Source organism: Bacillus sp. ABR (assembly GCF_056172715.1).
The window spans coordinates 521,134-537,493 of the sequence record NZ_JAOYSL010000003.1; the positions used below are offsets into that span (position 1 = coordinate 521,134).

16 protein-coding genes are annotated in these 16,360 nt (G+C 40.2%); 6 read left to right on the forward strand and 10 right to left on the reverse strand.

What is annotated here, in order from left to right; translation table 11 throughout:
• The first annotated feature begins 107 nt into the window (after positions 1-107).
• The gene (locus tag OIT90_RS12735; RefSeq protein WP_039178134.1) at positions 108-323 is read left to right on the forward strand and encodes a hypothetical protein; all 216 of its coding nucleotides are present in this window, start codon (positions 108-110) and stop codon (positions 321-323) included.
• Positions 324-505: 182 nt separating this feature from the next.
• Here the strand turns inward: OIT90_RS12735 and OIT90_RS12740 are convergent, their stop codons facing one another.
• On the reverse strand, positions 506-1,402 hold the full coding sequence (locus OIT90_RS12740) for a DMT family transporter (RefSeq protein ID WP_059376968.1): 897 nt from the start codon (positions 1,400-1,402) through the stop codon (positions 506-508).
• 113 nt (positions 1,403-1,515) lie between these two features.
• Between OIT90_RS12740 and OIT90_RS12745 the strand changes: the two genes are divergently transcribed.
• On the forward strand, positions 1,516-2,433 hold the full coding sequence (locus tag OIT90_RS12745) for an AraC family transcriptional regulator (RefSeq protein WP_064498384.1): 918 nt from the start codon (positions 1,516-1,518) through the stop codon (positions 2,431-2,433).
• Positions 2,434-2,525: 92 nt separating this feature from the next.
• On the opposite strand, the gene OIT90_RS12750 is transcribed toward OIT90_RS12745, so the two are convergent.
• Entirely contained in the window at positions 2,526-2,702 is a 177-nt protein-coding gene (locus tag OIT90_RS12750) for a hypothetical protein (RefSeq protein ID WP_180272404.1), read from the reverse strand.
• A 234-nt stretch (positions 2,703-2,936) separates the two neighbouring features.
• On the opposite strand from OIT90_RS12750, the gene OIT90_RS12755 reads away from it, so the two are divergent.
• Positions 2,937-3,398 (forward strand): YkyB family protein, encoded by a 462-nt coding sequence (locus OIT90_RS12755; protein ID WP_008356877.1) that lies wholly within the window; start codon positions 2,937-2,939, stop codon positions 3,396-3,398.
• 36 nt (positions 3,399-3,434) lie between these two features.
• Here OIT90_RS12755 and OIT90_RS12760 read toward each other — a convergent pair whose 3' ends face one another.
• The 3 genes from OIT90_RS12760 to OIT90_RS12770 all read right to left on the reverse strand — a co-directional run bounded on the left by OIT90_RS12760 (position 3,435) and on the right by OIT90_RS12770 (position 6,390).
• Positions 3,435-4,343: a chemotaxis protein gene (locus OIT90_RS12760; RefSeq protein ID WP_024424709.1), complete on the reverse strand. Its 909-nt coding sequence runs from the start codon at positions 4,341-4,343 to the stop codon at positions 3,435-3,437.
• Positions 4,344-4,416: 73 nt separating this feature from the next.
• Positions 4,417-5,727 carry an MFS transporter gene (locus OIT90_RS12765; RefSeq protein WP_039178128.1) on the reverse strand — a complete coding sequence of 437 codons (1,311 nt, stop codon included), beginning with the start codon at positions 5,725-5,727 and terminating at the stop codon, positions 4,417-4,419.
• A 123-nt stretch (positions 5,728-5,850) separates the two neighbouring features.
• Entirely contained in the window at positions 5,851-6,390 is a 540-nt protein-coding gene (locus tag OIT90_RS12770; protein WP_039178127.1) for an RDD family protein, read from the reverse strand.
• A 301-nt stretch (positions 6,391-6,691) separates the two neighbouring features.
• On the opposite strand from OIT90_RS12770, the gene OIT90_RS12775 reads away from it, so the two are divergent.
• The gene (locus tag OIT90_RS12775; protein ID WP_185847125.1) at positions 6,692-6,844 is read left to right on the forward strand and encodes a hypothetical protein; all 153 of its coding nucleotides are present in this window, start codon (positions 6,692-6,694) and stop codon (positions 6,842-6,844) included.
• A gap of 64 nt (positions 6,845-6,908) precedes the next feature.
• On the opposite strand, the gene OIT90_RS12780 is transcribed toward OIT90_RS12775, so the two are convergent.
• Complete coding sequence (locus OIT90_RS12780; RefSeq protein ID WP_106025229.1) at positions 6,909-7,793, reverse strand: cation diffusion facilitator family transporter; 885 nt, start codon at positions 7,791-7,793, stop codon at positions 6,909-6,911.
• Positions 7,794-8,086: 293 nt separating this feature from the next.
• Here OIT90_RS12780 and OIT90_RS12785 point away from each other — a divergent pair, with 293 nt between their 5' ends.
• A complete protein-coding gene (locus tag OIT90_RS12785; RefSeq protein ID WP_024426854.1) occupies positions 8,087-9,256 on the forward strand; it encodes an aminotransferase A in 1,170 nt (389 codons plus the stop codon).
• A 25-nt stretch (positions 9,257-9,281) separates the two neighbouring features.
• Here OIT90_RS12785 and OIT90_RS12790 read toward each other — a convergent pair whose 3' ends face one another.
• Together OIT90_RS12790 and OIT90_RS12795 are read right to left on the reverse strand one after the other, a co-directional pair.
• A complete protein-coding gene (locus tag OIT90_RS12790; RefSeq protein ID WP_474892600.1) occupies positions 9,282-11,111 on the reverse strand; it encodes a PAS domain-containing protein in 1,830 nt (609 codons plus the stop codon).
• Between the two features lie 156 nt (positions 11,112-11,267).
• The gene (locus tag OIT90_RS12795) at positions 11,268-13,394 is read right to left on the reverse strand and encodes a peptidoglycan D,D-transpeptidase FtsI family protein (RefSeq protein ID WP_126681757.1); all 2,127 of its coding nucleotides are present in this window, start codon (positions 13,392-13,394) and stop codon (positions 11,268-11,270) included.
• A gap of 337 nt (positions 13,395-13,731) precedes the next feature.
• On the opposite strand from OIT90_RS12795, the gene OIT90_RS12800 reads away from it, so the two are divergent.
• Positions 13,732-14,532 (forward strand): CAP domain-containing protein, encoded by an 801-nt coding sequence (locus OIT90_RS12800; RefSeq protein WP_039178119.1) that lies wholly within the window; start codon positions 13,732-13,734, stop codon positions 14,530-14,532.
• 106 nt (positions 14,533-14,638) lie between these two features.
• Here the strand turns inward: OIT90_RS12800 and OIT90_RS12805 are convergent, their stop codons facing one another.
• Together OIT90_RS12805 and OIT90_RS12810 are read right to left on the reverse strand one after the other, a co-directional pair.
• Complete coding sequence (locus tag OIT90_RS12805) at positions 14,639-15,511, reverse strand: NAD(P)-dependent oxidoreductase (RefSeq protein WP_144490627.1); 873 nt, start codon at positions 15,509-15,511, stop codon at positions 14,639-14,641.
• 13 nt (positions 15,512-15,524) lie between these two features.
• Entirely contained in the window at positions 15,525-16,310 is a 786-nt protein-coding gene (locus OIT90_RS12810; protein WP_059376947.1) for an SDR family oxidoreductase, read from the reverse strand.
• Positions 16,311-16,360 lie beyond the last annotated feature (50 nt).

The following is a 16,360-nucleotide window of genomic DNA, read 5'->3' on the forward strand; positions in this document are numbered from 1 at the left end:
GCTTGAAGGCTTGCTTTATTGATCCATTTTTTCTTGTTTTTCACAATAAAATTCCTTTACATCTTTAAACGTTTTATAGTAGGATAGTCAGGTTGGAGGTGAAAGAAATGCTAAAAAGTTACTATTTTATTCATACTAAAAATGAACAGGGACAGTTTGTTGTACATACAGAAGATTGTGCATTTTTAGGCGATGCTGCAAGCCGTACGTTGATTGGCCTGCACATGAATGGTGAAAGCGCCATGGATGAAGCCAAACAAATGACGAATGAAACTGACTTTAATGGTTGTTTTTATTGCGCTTATTCTATTCATACAAAATAATTCATCCTATATGCATCACATATACGCGCATATGGTGGGCTGCATATATAAAAAAGATATCATTTGAGAAACTACCCATTTTGATAAATAGGTAGTTATCATGAACTAATAGTTCACTTTGTTTATATTTCATACAGTCAATTCTTCTTATCATTCCTTCTATTGTTCATCACCCATCCCGCTCATTTTTTCGGCTGATACAATGCCAAGAATAAAATCATATAGACAATACAAGCTGTCCCTATCCATTGGAAAAGTCCGAATGGCTCTTTTAACCAGAAAACAGTCGTGACGACTGCTGCAAGGGGCTCAACACTTCCAATTAAGCTCGACTCTTTTGGTGATAAGTATTGCAAACTTTCTATGTAAAACCAAAAAGCGATCATCGTTCCAAATATGACCACAAACAATAAATAGACATACGCTTCAAAAGGTAAATGAGTGAGATTGACCTTCCATGGAGGATGGATCAAGCTAAGGGCGCCTCCTCCTATAAGCATCGCCCAGCCGACAACCACTAGAGAGTCGAATTGTTTTAACAGGCTGATCGGATATAACGTATAAAACGAGAGAGCCACAGCCGATAGTATTCCCCAAATTACTGCCACAAATGGAACGGTTAATGTTGAAATAGAACCATTCGTCAATAAGAAAAACATACCCGCCAAAGCCAATACCACTGTAATCAAATCTCTTCTAGTGAAGGTTGATTGCCTGCGAATGACCAAATACACGATAATCATGACAGGGGCTGTATACTGCAGCAGCGTTGCCACAGCAGCATTTCCATGTTGAATGGATGCCATATAAGTATATTGAACAGCCAGCATACCCATTAGCCCAAATAGAAGGACTTGCATCGCTGTCCTCTTCTTTTGCCACACACCGAACAGATGTGTTTTTTCTTTTGTCATCACATGAACAAATAAAAGCAATCCCCCTGAAATGAGCAGCCGGACCGTCACAAGCCAATTGACATCAATCCCATATTGCTGAAACAATTTTTGTGAAATTGTTCCTCCTACTCCCCAGCAGATAGCGCCTATGAGTACAAGTAAAATTCCCTTTCTCCTATTCATTTTCATTCTCCTCAATTCTCAACAAATCATGATAATATAGTTGATAGTAGTTCACTTTGTTACATATTGATATATCAATTGAACATAAAAATAAAAGAATATTGAGGAGAATTATGCACAACCATCATTTTCTGATTGACTACAACCTGAAAGAATTAACGGAGCATTCTACGACAACATGGCCTATTGCTATTTATCATACAAAAATTCGTCATCATAGAAGCGGCTATATCCCTCTTCACTGGCATGACGAGTTTCAATTTGTCTTTATTTTAGAGGGTGAAGCTGAATTTCATATCAATGAAGAAACATTATGTTTAAAGCAAGGAGATGGCATTTTCATCAATAGTGGCTGCCTGCACATGGCAAAAGATGCGAATGGGACGGCATGTACTTATGTTTGTTTAAATGTCTCTCCCTATTTCATCACAGCGAATGAATTATTCACCACATTTGTCCATCCATATATGCGTGCGAGCCAGACACCTTATATTTTATTCAACCGAAAAGATCATTGGCCAAAGCAGATCTATCAATGCATTCAAATCATTCAACAATTAATTGATGAAACTCCGGTATATTATGAACTTGAACTCAATATTCAGCTTATCACCATTTGGAAATGCTTATTACAAAACGGCTTCCAAATGAAACATGATGCGCGTAAACACGATAAAAATGAACGGATGAAACTTATGCTGAATTGGATTCACCAGCATTATTATGAAAAGATCCTTCTCGAAGATATTGCTCGTGCAGGACAGTTAAGTCGCTCAGAATGCTGCAGATCCTTCAAAGACATTTTAAAGAAATCACCCATGCATTATGTAAATGAATATAGAATTCAGCAAAGCCTCGTCCTGCTCCAAGAAACAGATTTCAATATTACAGAAATCGCCTACCAAGTAGGCTTTAACAGCACAAGTTATTTTATCAATTTGTTTAAAAGAATAAAAAATACGACACCTTTAGCATATAGAAAATTAAAACAGCTGGATTCTCTCCAGATAAAATGGATAGAAGAAAAATAATGCAGAAGGCGTCTTAAATGGCTTTTGTAAATACAAACGATGAGAATGGCTACATTTCAATCGCCCTCGCCTAATGCAGACAAGGGCGTTTTTTATTGCTGTTTTTGTTCTTTTAGTTTCTTAAAAATCACAAATTGATATACTCCGAATAGTACGGTGAGGATCATAATTGCTGTAAATAATTGATCGGCTGGAAGCAAGAAATATACGACAACAAAAGATAAAAGCAACACAAGATAACCTATATTGAATGCTTTTTTGAATGTCATGATATTACCTCCTTTCATTAATAGCTTATATACATACTATATAATCAACAGAAATAGAATCAGTTGAAGTTTTTTTGGGGGAGATTGGGGGATTCGAACACACAAAATTTTTAACCCTCCATAATCCCTTTATACCAAAGGTTTTCTTTTTACAATATCTCTATTTGCAATTTACTAATAAAAACGTATAATTTATACTAAGCACAGGAAGACGAAAGACAAAGGAGAGAAAAAATGGACGATTATGCTCATACTAAAGACATAGAACCTACAGCAGAAAACATCGCAAAAGCCATTTATACTGTTAACCGCCATGCTAAAACCGCACCAAACCCCAAGTTTCTTTATCTTTTGAAAAAACGCGCGCTGCAAAAACTATTGCAAGAAGGTAAAGGAAGAAAAGTGGGCCTACATTTCTCTAACAATCCCAAGTATAGTCAACAACAGTCCGACGTGCTGATTGAAATTGGAGATTATTATTTTCACCTGCCACCAACGAAAGAAGACTTCGAATTTTTGCCACACTTAGGAAATTTAAATCAATCATATCGCAATCCGAAAGCGAATATGTCATTAAACCGAGCAAAGCAAATACTTCAAACGTATGTCGGTTTAAAAGAAAAACCTGCCGCCACAAAACAAAAATCACATTACACAAAGCCCGTCTTCAAACGACTCGGGGAAAGTTATTTTTAAACAGAAAAAAACCACTCATGCCGAGTGGTTTTTTGTTTAGATAATAAAATGATCGACTTTTTCAATCAGCTGATGAATTTCTGGTTTACTGATTTGATCATCTGCACCGATCGTTTCCCCTTTATGACGCAAATCTTCAGTGATTAATGAAGAGAAGATAAGAATCGGGATGGAATTTGTTAAAGGATTGTCCTTGAGCAATTTTGTTAGCCGGTGGCCATCCATTTTAGGCATTTCAATATCCGTAATAATCATATCAATTTCTTCTGTCACACTGATTCCTTTGCTGACAAGATCCATGACATGATCATATGCCTGTTTGCCATCTTCAAAGGTCACAATGTTTTTATAGCCTGCTTCGGTTAATTCATTTGTTAATAAACGCATGAGAAGCGGAGAATCTTCAACGACATACAGCTTCTTCCCTGTTCTTCTCTCGTCTTTCTCACCGTCAAACATATGATACGTATCAACACCTGAAGCGGATTCAATATCATAAATGATTTTTTCGTAATCTGGAAGGAAAATCATTTTTTCATCAAGCTTAATGATGCCAGTTAAATGACGGTCCATCCCTTGATTCAGTGCAGTCGGCTTCTCAATCTCTTCCCAGCTGACGCGGTGAATTTGTGATACTGTTCCTGTGTGGAACACAAATTTCCGTTGGTTGAATTCAGTCACAATATATTTCTCTTGTTCCGACTGATCTGACTCGACATTAAAAAAGGAAAATAGATTGATGACTGGTAAAATCTCGCCTCGTAAACTAATCATCCCTTCTACATCTTGGTGAGAGTGCGGTACAACCGTCACCTCAACCGGCTGAATGATTTCTCTTACTTTCATGACGTTAATGCCGAATTGATTTGCACCAATTTCAAACTTCACAATTTCCAATTCATTGGTACCAGAGTCAAGTAAAATTTCTTGTTTATTTAAAGCCACGGAAATCCCTCTATTCTTCAATATTAGATTGTACTTTTTATATCGGCAGCATAGGTAAAAAGTTGACGTTTCTTTACGCTTTCTCTCGAACGAATTGATGAATCACAAGTCCTATCGATGCAAGGATGAGCAAAGACCCTAGTGCAAGGCGGCTTGCGAGATTTCCGTGCTCTGCAAACAGCAGGGTAACTGAGCCATAAATAATGGGCCCAATAATGGAAGACACCTTTCCTGAGAAGGCAAAGAGGCCAAAAAACTGTCCTCGCTTTTCCTTCGGGGTTAGTTCAATAATCAAGATTCGTGATGCCCCCCAGCTTGCGCCAAGTGAAATCCCAAATAAACTGCCAGCTACCCAGAAGACCCATTCGGTTGTCGCTGTCACAGCTAGAATGAGCGCCACAATTAAAATGACATACACGACGGTAATCGAGCGTTTTGCCCCTATCGCTTTTGTGATATAACCAAACAGAAAGGAGCCAATGATACTTGAAATGGTCGACACAAGATAGAGTAAAATAAATTGCCCAGCTGTAAAGCCAATAATGATTTTGGCATAAACAGCCATCATCGCAATTGCTGTTTGTAAGGCATCATTCATAAAAAAGAAGGCGATCATAAAAATAAAAGCTGGCTTGTACCTTTTCATCTCTTTAAACGTGTGAACAATCTCTTTATACCCGCTGAAAAAAGATGCCTTTTTCTCTTGCTGAGGCAGCGGATGAGGATCTTTTACAAAAAAGAGAAAAGGTAGGAAAAAGAGAAGGAATAAAAGGGCTGTTGGGATAAATGCTTCATGAAACTGGTCATTGCCGACAAGTAAATAAACAGAGAGACCCACAAGTGTTCCTAAATAGCCAACGGCGATACCAAATCCAGAAATAAGCGGGATTTCATCCTTTGTCCCAAGATCGGGCAAAATGGTGTCATAGAAAACAAGACTAGAATGATAGAAAAACTTTGCGATCACAAACAAGGTAACCACGACCAATAAAGAAACAGGCAGCCCAAACCATTCACTTGAGAAATCAATCCCAGCAAAAATCCCCATCAACACCGTACAAGCAATACATATGAACGTAAACACCGTAATGTAGCGTTTCTTTTTTCCTGTACGATCAATCAGCACTCCGTATAAAGGTGTAAAAATGACGAGAAAAAAGCTGGCTAATGCGTTTGCATAAGAAATAAAGGTACTTGCGATCTGGTCCATTCTCGCACTGTCCCCGATCGTTTCCTGCAAGTAAAACGGGAAGAAAATGGTGATCATATTTGATGAAAAGATCGTATTTGCAAAATCATACAAAGCCCAGGCCAGCACAGGTGCTGTCAAAAACAGCCCGAAGCCTGCCCCTTTTTTCTGAACAGTCATTTTCCCTCTTTTCAATAGATTGACTCCCTTCTCTGCTTTATTTTCACTATCATTCTACTTTATGTGACGTTTCCCTCTTCCATACAAGCATCTATACAAAAAGCACCCCTTACTATATAGCAGAGGTGCTTCTTTTCATTATTTCTTTACAACAATGGTACTTGCAATCAAATCGTGAAGTGCTTGTTTTTTTTCTGTGAAAAACGCAATGATGTAGCCAATACATAAGATTGGAGACAAAAAGCCTTTTGCAAAAAATCGGCCTGTCGCGCGCCCGAATGTTATTTTTTCACCCGTTACTTTTGTCACTTTAATTCCAAGAGCCATCTTGCCAAGAGTTCCTTGCAACTTTGATGATTCCATGATCGCATAATACAGCCAAGTCACCGCGATACCGACTAAGATCGTTACGCCATAGAAAAAGATAAGGCCCATAATGACTGCCCATTCTTCATCCGTAATCACCGTTGAAGAATAGTAATAGCTATCATCATACATTAAAAATGCCGCCTCAGGGCTTGAGACAAAAAAGAGTGTTGCCAGAATAAATACAATGAATGAAAATGGTACACTAATAATGATACCGTCCAAAAGATGTGCAAGAAAACGATAGCCTACGCCTGCTAGCTCAGGATGCTTCTTTTCTTGAATGTGTGGTTCTGTTATGTTGGTTTCCATCCTATTTCTCCTTTATTATGTATGTTTTCTATAAATTTCTTATAATCATTCGTTATTATATCCTATGAATATAGCAAGATCAATGCAGCTTTACACTTTTACATACATTTTAGATCAGTTTGATCTAAATGATTTATGTGAATAAATACTGAAAATTTGTGAAAATCATGGCACTTCTAGTTCTTTTACCTCCTGATTTTTTAACATTTTGTGATATTTTCGTCTTGTTTCCATTCTTCTGTTGACAATGATTCTTCAAATGGTACAATAGTCAAGGATTTTTTAAAGAAAGGTGTTCATGATGGGAACTGTCGTATTATTAAAGAACAACGAAATGACTGTAATTGAAGATATTTGCGAAGCTGATTATTTAGATATGAAGCATGGTTTGTCAAAAGATGACACAGCTTATATCTCTTGGTACGAAGACTACGATACTGCTTATGGATATTGATTTCATTTCATAGATGAAGCGTAAAAAAAGGCGATACAACCTGAGAATAGGTTGATCGCCTTTTTTACGTTTGTGAGCTTCTTTCACTTTCAGGTTCCACATGAATAAAGATTTGCGCATGCGTAAATTCGAGCTGAATCTTCTCTTCAATTCGATCACATAATTGGTGAACATCTTCAATGGTTGTCTTTCCATCTACAATCAAATGGAAATCAATATATTCCTCTGCACCAGACCGCCTTGTTCGAAAGTCATGATATTCAATGAATTCTTGACTGAATCCTTGAATGATCGCTTCAATTGATTGTTCTTCCTCTGGTGTTAAACGAGCATCAACAAGCGGCGGGAAGGCTTCCTTCATGAGTTTAAACGCTTCACGCATAATAAAGAGGGCCAGAATCATTCCAATGATCGGATCTAGGAAATACCAGTCGGTTAATGCCACAAGCAATAAACTGAATGCCACCCCTAGTGACGTATACACATCCGTTAAAAGGTGCAATGCATTTGATTTCATGGCGACTGAATGTACTCGCTCAGCCTCTTTGTTCACAATCCTCGATACAACAAAATTGATGAGCGCGCCTAGCAGCATGACCACAATGCCAAGCACGGGTAGCTTAACTGGCTCTGGATGCATTAATTTGTGAACACATTCGTATATAATCCAAATGCCAGCAACGAATATCAGCAGGGTCTCAATCGTTCCAGAAATATTTTCGACTTTTCCATGTCCATAAGGATGTTTAGAATCTGCTGGCTTTCTTGAAATACGAACAGAAATAAATGCAATAAACGACGCCATTAAATCGAGAAACGAATGAATGGCTTCTGATAAAACCGCAACAGATCCGGTTAAGAGACCTACAATGATTTTTAAGATGACAACAAATGTGTTGCTCAGCACGGATAGAAACGCGATTTTCGATGTCTTCGCTGATTGTTCCATCTATCGTCCTCCTTTAGGAGATCGTATGTCTATGAAAGCCATTCCCATGACCATGATTCTCACGTTCTTTCAGTTTACGCAGTTTTGCCGTTTTCTAATCATTCTCATCACAGCCTGTATTTTCTCTTGAGGTTACGCTATAATAAATGTTGCTCTTTCTTCAATATATCACTCATGCGGTGATGGATAGGAGAATAGACTACATATAACGCTATCCAGTGCCTTTCGCAGGTGACATTTATGCAGTGAATGGTAAAATAGGATAAAAACATAAATTTTTAAGGTGATGAGAAATGGAGCATTTGCTGAATCCAAGAGTAAAGGATATTGAAATTTCAGGCATTCGAACATTTTCAAATCTCGTATCGTCATATGAGGATGTCGTTTCATTGACGATAGGCCAGCCCGATTTTTATACGCCGCATCATGTCAAAACAGCTGCCAAAGCAGCCATTGACGAGAATTTCACCTCATACACTCACAATGCTGGTTTCTTAGAGCTAAGACAAGCGATCCAGCATTATATCAAGAAGAAAGTGAATCTTGATTATGATGCAGAGTCAGAAATCATTGTGACAACAGGTGCAAGTCAAGCAATTGATGCTGCGTTTCGAACCATTTTAACAGAAGGCGACGAGGTCATTTTACCTGGACCTGTATACCCCGGATATGAACCGATCATTCGAATGTGCGGTGCCATGCCCGTACATATCGACACAACGAATGCCGGCTTTAAATTGAATGCCAAGCTGATTGAGGATGCGTTAACGGAAAAGACAAAGTGTGTGGTTCTTCCTTACCCTTCAAACCCGACTGGTGTCACGCTTTCAGAAGAAGAATTGAAAGAAATTGCCCAGCTCCTTGAAGGAAAAGACATCTTTATTTTATCCGATGAAATTTACAGTGAGCTGACATTTGACCGGCCGCATCATTCAATTGCCTCTTTCTTAAAAGAACAGACCATTGTCATCAATGGACTGTCTAAATCTCATAGCATGACTGGATGGAGAATTGGCTTTTTATTTGCTTCAGCTCCAATTGCTAAACATGTATTAAAAGTACATCAATATAACGTGTCTTGTGCCTCGGCTGTCTCACAAAAGGCGGCACTTGAAGCTGTGACAAATGGTGTGGATGATGCACTGATCATGAGAGAGCAATATAAGAAAAGACTCGATTATGTATATGATCGGCTCATTTCTATGGGGCTTCCGGTGATTAAACCTTCTGGCGCTTTTTATATTTTTCCATCCATTGAATCGTTTGGGATGAGTTCCTTTGATTTTTGCATGGAGCTGTTAGAAAGTACAAGACTTGCGGTCGTTCCAGGCTCTGCTTTCTCTCCACTCGGCGAAGGGTATGTGCGCCTGTCTTATGCTTATTCACTTGAAACGCTGAAAGAAGGACTTGACCGGCTAGAACAATTTGTACTTGAAAAACGTTCCATTCATTCGCTAGATTGAAACAACGGCTCTCTTGCCGTTGTTTTTATTTTGCAGGAAACATGATGTGAAATACGGTGCCCTTTTCAGGCTGACTATCCACACGGATCGTCCCATTATGATTTTCTAAAATATTAAATGTGACCATAAGGCCAAGCCCAGTTCCTTTTTCCTTTGTGGTTAAAAAGGGCTCTCCAATCCGTTTCATCACCGCTTCTGGAATGCCGACCCCTTCATCACGAATGGTGACAAGTATTCCATCACTTTCTGCTTTGGCCGTGATGTCTACCTTTCCTCCGTCCGGCATGGATTCTACGGCATTTTTGATTAAATTGATAAACACTTGCTTGAGCTGATTTTGATCCCCGTTCATCAGGAGACCTTCCTCTATCTCACTTGTGTTCATTAAAATGCCATTTAAGTTCGCTTGTGTTTCTAACAAAGCCGTAACTTCGCTGATGATTTTTTTCAAATCAAGCGTCTGCATTGAGGATGTTTGCTGCGGTTTCGCCAGCATTAGCAGCTCACTCAAAATAATTTCTATTCGGCTCAGTTCAGAGAAAACAATCTCGAAGTATTGATCGCGATCTTTTGTTTTCGGTTTAATGAGCTGTAAAAAGCCTTTGATGGCGGTTAATGGGTTTCTGATTTCATGTGCAATGCCAGCCGCCAATTGACCTGCGATCGATAATTTTTCTGAGCGGAGCATGAGCTCTTCTGTCTGCTTACGTTCGGATATATCTCTTAAAATAATTTGAACCGCTGTTTCTCCAAAGAATGTAGTTGGGATACATACCATTTCTGTATAAATCAGCTTATGCTTAAACGTATGACAGCTCATCGTGACAATCTCGGAATCTGATGCTCTTTCAATAATACGAGATAAACTCTTTTTGACCTTCTGCTGATCACAGGAATGAATTTGATGAAAGATATCCTTTCCTATTAATTTATCGTAATGCTCGGCTTCAAATAATTTAATGCCTGATTCATTCATAAACACCCATTTGTGATCATGGATGACCGCAATCGTGTCAATGGAGTTTTGAATGAGCAGCTGATACCTTTCCCGGCTTTTTTGAAGAACAGTTTGGAATTTTTTACGGGATGAGATGTCCACTAGCAGCAAAAGCTCTGCCCGCTGATTTTGATAAATCGTCGGTGATGACTTTACCTCAATATGAATACTGCTCCCATCCTGACGCTTCCATATCTGTTCAATCATTCCGACTGGAAGGCCTTGCTGCAGCCTTGTTATGCGGCTTCTGACAATATCATGGTACTCTTCAGCAATAAAATCAAACGCGGACTTGCCGATCATGTCATCTCTTGCACTTACCCCCATTAATTGCAGCATCGCATCATTCGCATACACAATTTTCCCTAAAGTCGTAATACATAACGGATTTGGCAGCATGGCAATCAATTGTTCAGCTTCACCGACATTTTGGAAAGCCGGCAGACTGCCTAGCGACTGTTCTGCTACTTTTGATGCTTCTTGAAATGCTGCTTTTTGGGGCTTAGAATCCAGCACCCTCATTTTCAGGATCATTTCTCTACTTACTTCGTTGTCTAACCCATCACAAGCAACAAAATCAATGCTTGCTTCGACCCATACAGCTGTCAGATCACTTCTTAGCAGTCTAAAGTGGCAAACCTCTAGCATGTGCTGATTGTAAAAATAACTTTCGACGAGAAATTGATCTTCGGTATGAACAAAGTCTTTCAAAAAACACCCTAGTAAATCCTTTTGTTCATAGAGCAAAAGCTGCTTACAGTTGGAAGAAATGTAGAGAAAGCGGCCATTAGAAGAAAGAACGGCATGTAAATCGATGTTCGAATACAATTGATTCGAATCTTTCATTTGTTGTTCCATCGTCGTCCGACCCTCCTTTTCATTTTTTAGGGTTGTCCTTAGATTGATGTATAAAAAAGATTCGCTAGAAAACCCGTATTTTCCTTCTGTCATCGAGGGAAACGTCCATATTTTCAGCAAAAAGGGAGCACTTTCTGCTGCTGTGCTCCCTGCGGTTTATTGTTTTTCATATTTCTTTTGTAATTCAACGTACTTATCCACAATTTTACTTGGGATATTTTTAATGACAGGATCTTTATCTGAGACATAAGGTGTCACGACACTAAACGCTACCTCTGGATTAGAAGAAGGATAATATCCTCCAAAGGTTAAATTGTACGTGGCATTTCCCCACCAGCTGCGGTTGGCGCCATAGTAGAAGGTTTGCGCTGTACCCGTTTTTCCCGCGACATCATGCTGACCAAATCGGCCAGCGGCAGTTCCGCCTGTTGATGTGACCATTTTCAGTCCCGTTTTTACGCGGTCAATATCTGCTTTCGAGTTGTTAATCGTATTCAGCACCTTCGGCTCATATTTTTTTACGACTGGGCCTACTTCATCCTTCTTCGTTGGAAGATGAACACTTTTCACTACTCTTGGCTGAATACGGCTGCCTCCATTGGCAATTGTCGACATGTATTGTGCCACTTGGAGCGGTGTATACGTGTCATACTGACCAATTGCTTCATCAAGCAAAAGTCCGCCGACCGTCTTAGGATGCGTCTGCATCCCGCTTGATTCCTGCGGCAGGTCGATCCCTGTTTTTACGCCAAGACCGAATTGCGCATAGTAGTTTCTCATTTTTTGTAAGTGCTCAGGCCTTGCAGGTAACGGACCATCCTTTTGATAGGTGATGCCCGCCATTCTCATCGCTACTTGGAACATGTAGACGTTGGAACTTTTTTGGAGTGCCTGAATGTCGTTAACCCATCCAAGAACTTTGTAAGACTGTTTCGGCTTTCCATTACTTCCTGCAAAAAAGAGCGGTGTATCCATATAGGCCTGATTGTGTGACATCCCGTCCTGATAACCGCCAAGTACTGTGGCTCCTTTGACAACAGAGCCCATTTCGTACTGGGTGGTAAATGTTCCGATCGCATAATCTGTGACGTCTCTGCCGTCCATTTTCTTGCCCGACATGGCGAGAACATCCCCTGTGTGAGGATCCATCATGACGACAAAGGCACGATCCATCATATAGTTTCTCGCACTGGCCGATCTAAGCTCTGATTCGACGATTTTGTCGACTTCCTTTTGCAGCTCCATATCAAATGTCAGCGCAAGATCAAGTCCTCTTCGTCCTTCTGTCCGCTTGATCTCATCAAGCAGCTTCCCGCCAACCTGTGTATATTGAACGGTCGCTTTCTCTGGGTTTAGAAAATCCTCGTATTGATATTCTAAATAGCTCTTCCCTACACGGTCATTTCGCGAGTAGCCTCTTGCCATATAGTAATCTTCGCGCTCTTTAATGATTCCTTGCTCTGGTGTGGTCACACCGCCAAGTACATTATAAAGGGTCTTTTCATACGGATATTTTCTTGTCCAGTCGTTGATGACGTTCACACCTGGCAGTTCATCAAGATGCTCTGAGACAAGTGAAATCTCTTCATATGTCAAGCTCACGGATGAAGTCTGTTTTGATTCTTTCGTTTCATCGAGTAAAGCAACTTTTTCGTCACCTTTTTTCTCTTCGTTTGGGTCCATTGCCTTCACGATTTGAGGCTCAAAGGCATATCCACCTGTAAATCTACGGTAGATCGCTGCAACAGCTTTTTCCTCCGCATCCTTTTCAATCGCTTTGACTTCTTTCTTTGGGACACGCTCTACTTGAAGCGGATAGACATCCTTTGCATCGATATCCTTTTTCTCCGTTTTTGAAATGAGCTTATCCGCTTCTTTTGGATGGCTCGCCAGCCAAAAATCCCGAATGTCACGCTCTCTCAAAAAATCAGTATCCATTTTTATATAAGTCGCAAGCTTTCTTGCTACCTTAATCTTATCCTTCGCTTTCACACCGCTTTCTGATGTATAAACGATGGCAGGTACACTTTCGTTATCAACGACGACTCTTCCTCTCGCGTCATACATTTTTCCTCTTGGAGACGGGTATGATGCCGTTTTGACCTCTGTTCGGTTGGCTTGCTTTTTATAATCTTCACCATTGACGATTTGCAGCACACCAAGCTTGATCACAAGTCCAGCAAATAAACTAAATACAGCGAAGAAAAAGAGATTAATCCTCCAGGCGTTCCGGCGCTTCATTTTTTTCTGCTCGGCAGCACCTTGATGCTGTTTCTCTCCCACTTATGTAGCTCCTCTCATCCTTTTCAATCTTTTACAATTACCACTCATTATTGTAACACTTTTGTAATAGTTGTTACAGCGAAACGAGTGAAAAAAAGCTGTCAATCCCTAATCTGCAAAAAAATATACTAACACTTTAAAATATTGGTATGTTTATGTCGTTTTCTTTAAATGGAAGGATGCCCCATCCTTTGATATGAAGCGGCTCTTACTATGACTTTAACAAAAATGACAAACTGGTATTGTCAATGGAGGATGCTGGTACGTTTATAACAAAAAGTCCATGGTATGATTTTTTGTGAGAAAACAAAACAAAGATTTTAGGAGGAGTTACAATATGAAGAAGAAATCATTCTTTTTTTCAGCGCTGACAGCTGCTGCACTCATCACATTCACTGGGGGACATTCGGCTGATGCGAAGGAGCTTAACCTGAAACAAGTGATAAACGTACAGCATCAAGCCATTGATCTTCATACATTAGCAGCAAAATTACATATCTCTTCAGATGTAAACAAGCTAAGCAAGTCAAATCAAAAAGAGATCGAAGCTCTATTAAACAAGCTGATCAAGAGCGGTCAACCTGTTACTGGAACAAAAGTAGTGAAAGAAGTAAACAAAGCAAAACAAGAACAAAAACAAGAATCAGTGAAAAAACCAACTGCTTCTAAACCAAGCACTCCAGCAAAAGAAAACACAAACAGCAATAGCAACACAAAAGCTGACCAAAAAGACACAAATGCATCAAAAGCAGACAGCAGCTTAAATGCATTTGAAAAAGAAGTGGTTGAGCTTACAAATAAAGAGCGTGCAAAGCAAGGCTTAAAGGCACTTTCTGTGGATTCTAAATTAAGCAAATCTGCTCGCGCAAAATCTCAAGATATGAAAGATAAAAACTATTTCTCTCATACAAGCCCAACTTATGGATCTCCATTTGATCAAATGAAGCAATTCGGTATCACTTACAAATCAGCAGGTGAAAACATTGCCCAAGGTCAAAGATCTCCTCAAGAAGTTGTGACAGCATGGATGAACAGTGAAGGCCACAGAGCGAACATCTTAAACAAAAGCTATACACATATCGGTGTTGGTTATGTGAAATCTGGAAACTACTGGACGCAGCAATTCATCGGAAAATAATATCAAAAAAACCTGTCCTTATTTGGGACAGGTTTTTAATTTTCTACTTTTTCAGCAATGCGAGGGCTTGTTTACACGCTGCAATCCACATAGGCGGGGCAGTTTTTTATTTGACCCATAATTTATAGATGCTCTGTGTCCCGCTGTTTTCTTCGCCCTGTTCACTCAGCTTTTCATATAGTGATTTCGCAAGTGAGAGCCCTGGCATTTCTTCTCCCATCAGCTCTGCTTCTTCAAGTGCAATGCCCATATCCTTGATAAAATGCTTCACATAAAACCCTGGCTCGAAATCGCCTTTCAGCATTCTTGGTGCAAGGTTTGACAATGACCAGCTGCCTGCTGCACCTGTTGTGATGCTTTTGAGCACCTGCTTTGGATCAAGCCCTGATTTTTCGGCATAAGCCATTGCCTCTGCGACACCGACCATCCCCGCTGCGATGGCAATTTGGTTACACATTTTTGTATGCTGACCGCTTCCTGCCGGTCCTTGATATTGAATGTTTTCACCCATTTGCTCAAATACCGGCAGGCAGGCTTCATAGGCAGACCTTTCTCCGCCGATCATAATGGCGAGCGTGCCATTTTGAGCTCCTATGTCTCCCCCTGATACAGGTGCATCTAATGCAAATACACCTCTTTCCTTCGCTTTCAACTCAATTTCTTTTGCAAGCTGAGGCTTCGAGGTCGTCATATCAATGAGATATGTTCCAGGCGCGGCATGTGCCACAAGCCCATCTTCACCTAAATAGATCTCTTCTACATCCGATGGATATCCCACCATTGTGATGACGGCATCTGCACTTTCTGCAATGTCCTTTACTGCCGGCTTCCATGATGCTCCTTTTTGAATCAATGCGTCTGCTTTTGCTTTCGTTCTTGTATAAACGATCACTTCATAGCCTGCATCCATTAAATGTCCTGCCATACTGCGCCCCATTACACCGATTCCTATAAAACCAACTGTTTTGATTTGTGCCATCACTTGTTCCTCCTTAAAGAGACTTTGTCAAGCCACCATCGATGATCAGTGTTTGACCTGTCATATATGTATTGGCTTCAGATAAAAGAAAAGCTGCATATGCTGCAAATTCCTCTGGCTGTCCATAGCGGCCAAGCGGGATCGCTTGTTCAGCCTGTGCTTTGATTTCTTCAACCGTTCGATTCTCTCTTTGTGCGCGGTGCTTTTCCAGCTGTTTGACGCGGTCTGTTTCAATTTTTCCGGGTGCTAACGTATTGATCAAAACACCATCCTTTGCCAGCTCCTGAGCGACTGTTTTTGTCCAGCCGGCTATAGCTGGTCTAAATGTATTCGACAGCATCAAGCCTGGGATCGGTTCTTTCACTGACATTGACGCAATGTTTAACACACGTGCACCACGTTTTTTCAAATAAGGTAATGCCTCTTTTAATAACCGAATATAGCTGAGTAAATGAAGCTGAAATGATTCGATCCAATCTTCATCTGTTAAGGTGTCAAGCGTTCCTGTTTTAGGTCCGCCTGTATTGTTCACAAGAATGTCTAGACGTTGCTCATCGCCAGCCGCCGCTTGAACAAGCGCCTTAATTTGCCTGGCGTCAGATACGTCACATACTTGATAAGTCAGCTGTCCTTTGGCAAATGGAGACAGCTCGTTGACTGTTTCTTTCAGCGTTTGTTCATGTCTTCCCGAGAGCATTACATCCGCTCCCTCTTTTGCTAGAGCAAAGGCAATCGCTTTTCCGATACCTTGACTGCTTGCAGCGACCAATGCTTTTTTTCCAGTTAGTTTGACATCCATGTAAGCACCTCCTCTCGTTCATTTTATCATACAAAAAGAACCTTGCTCAC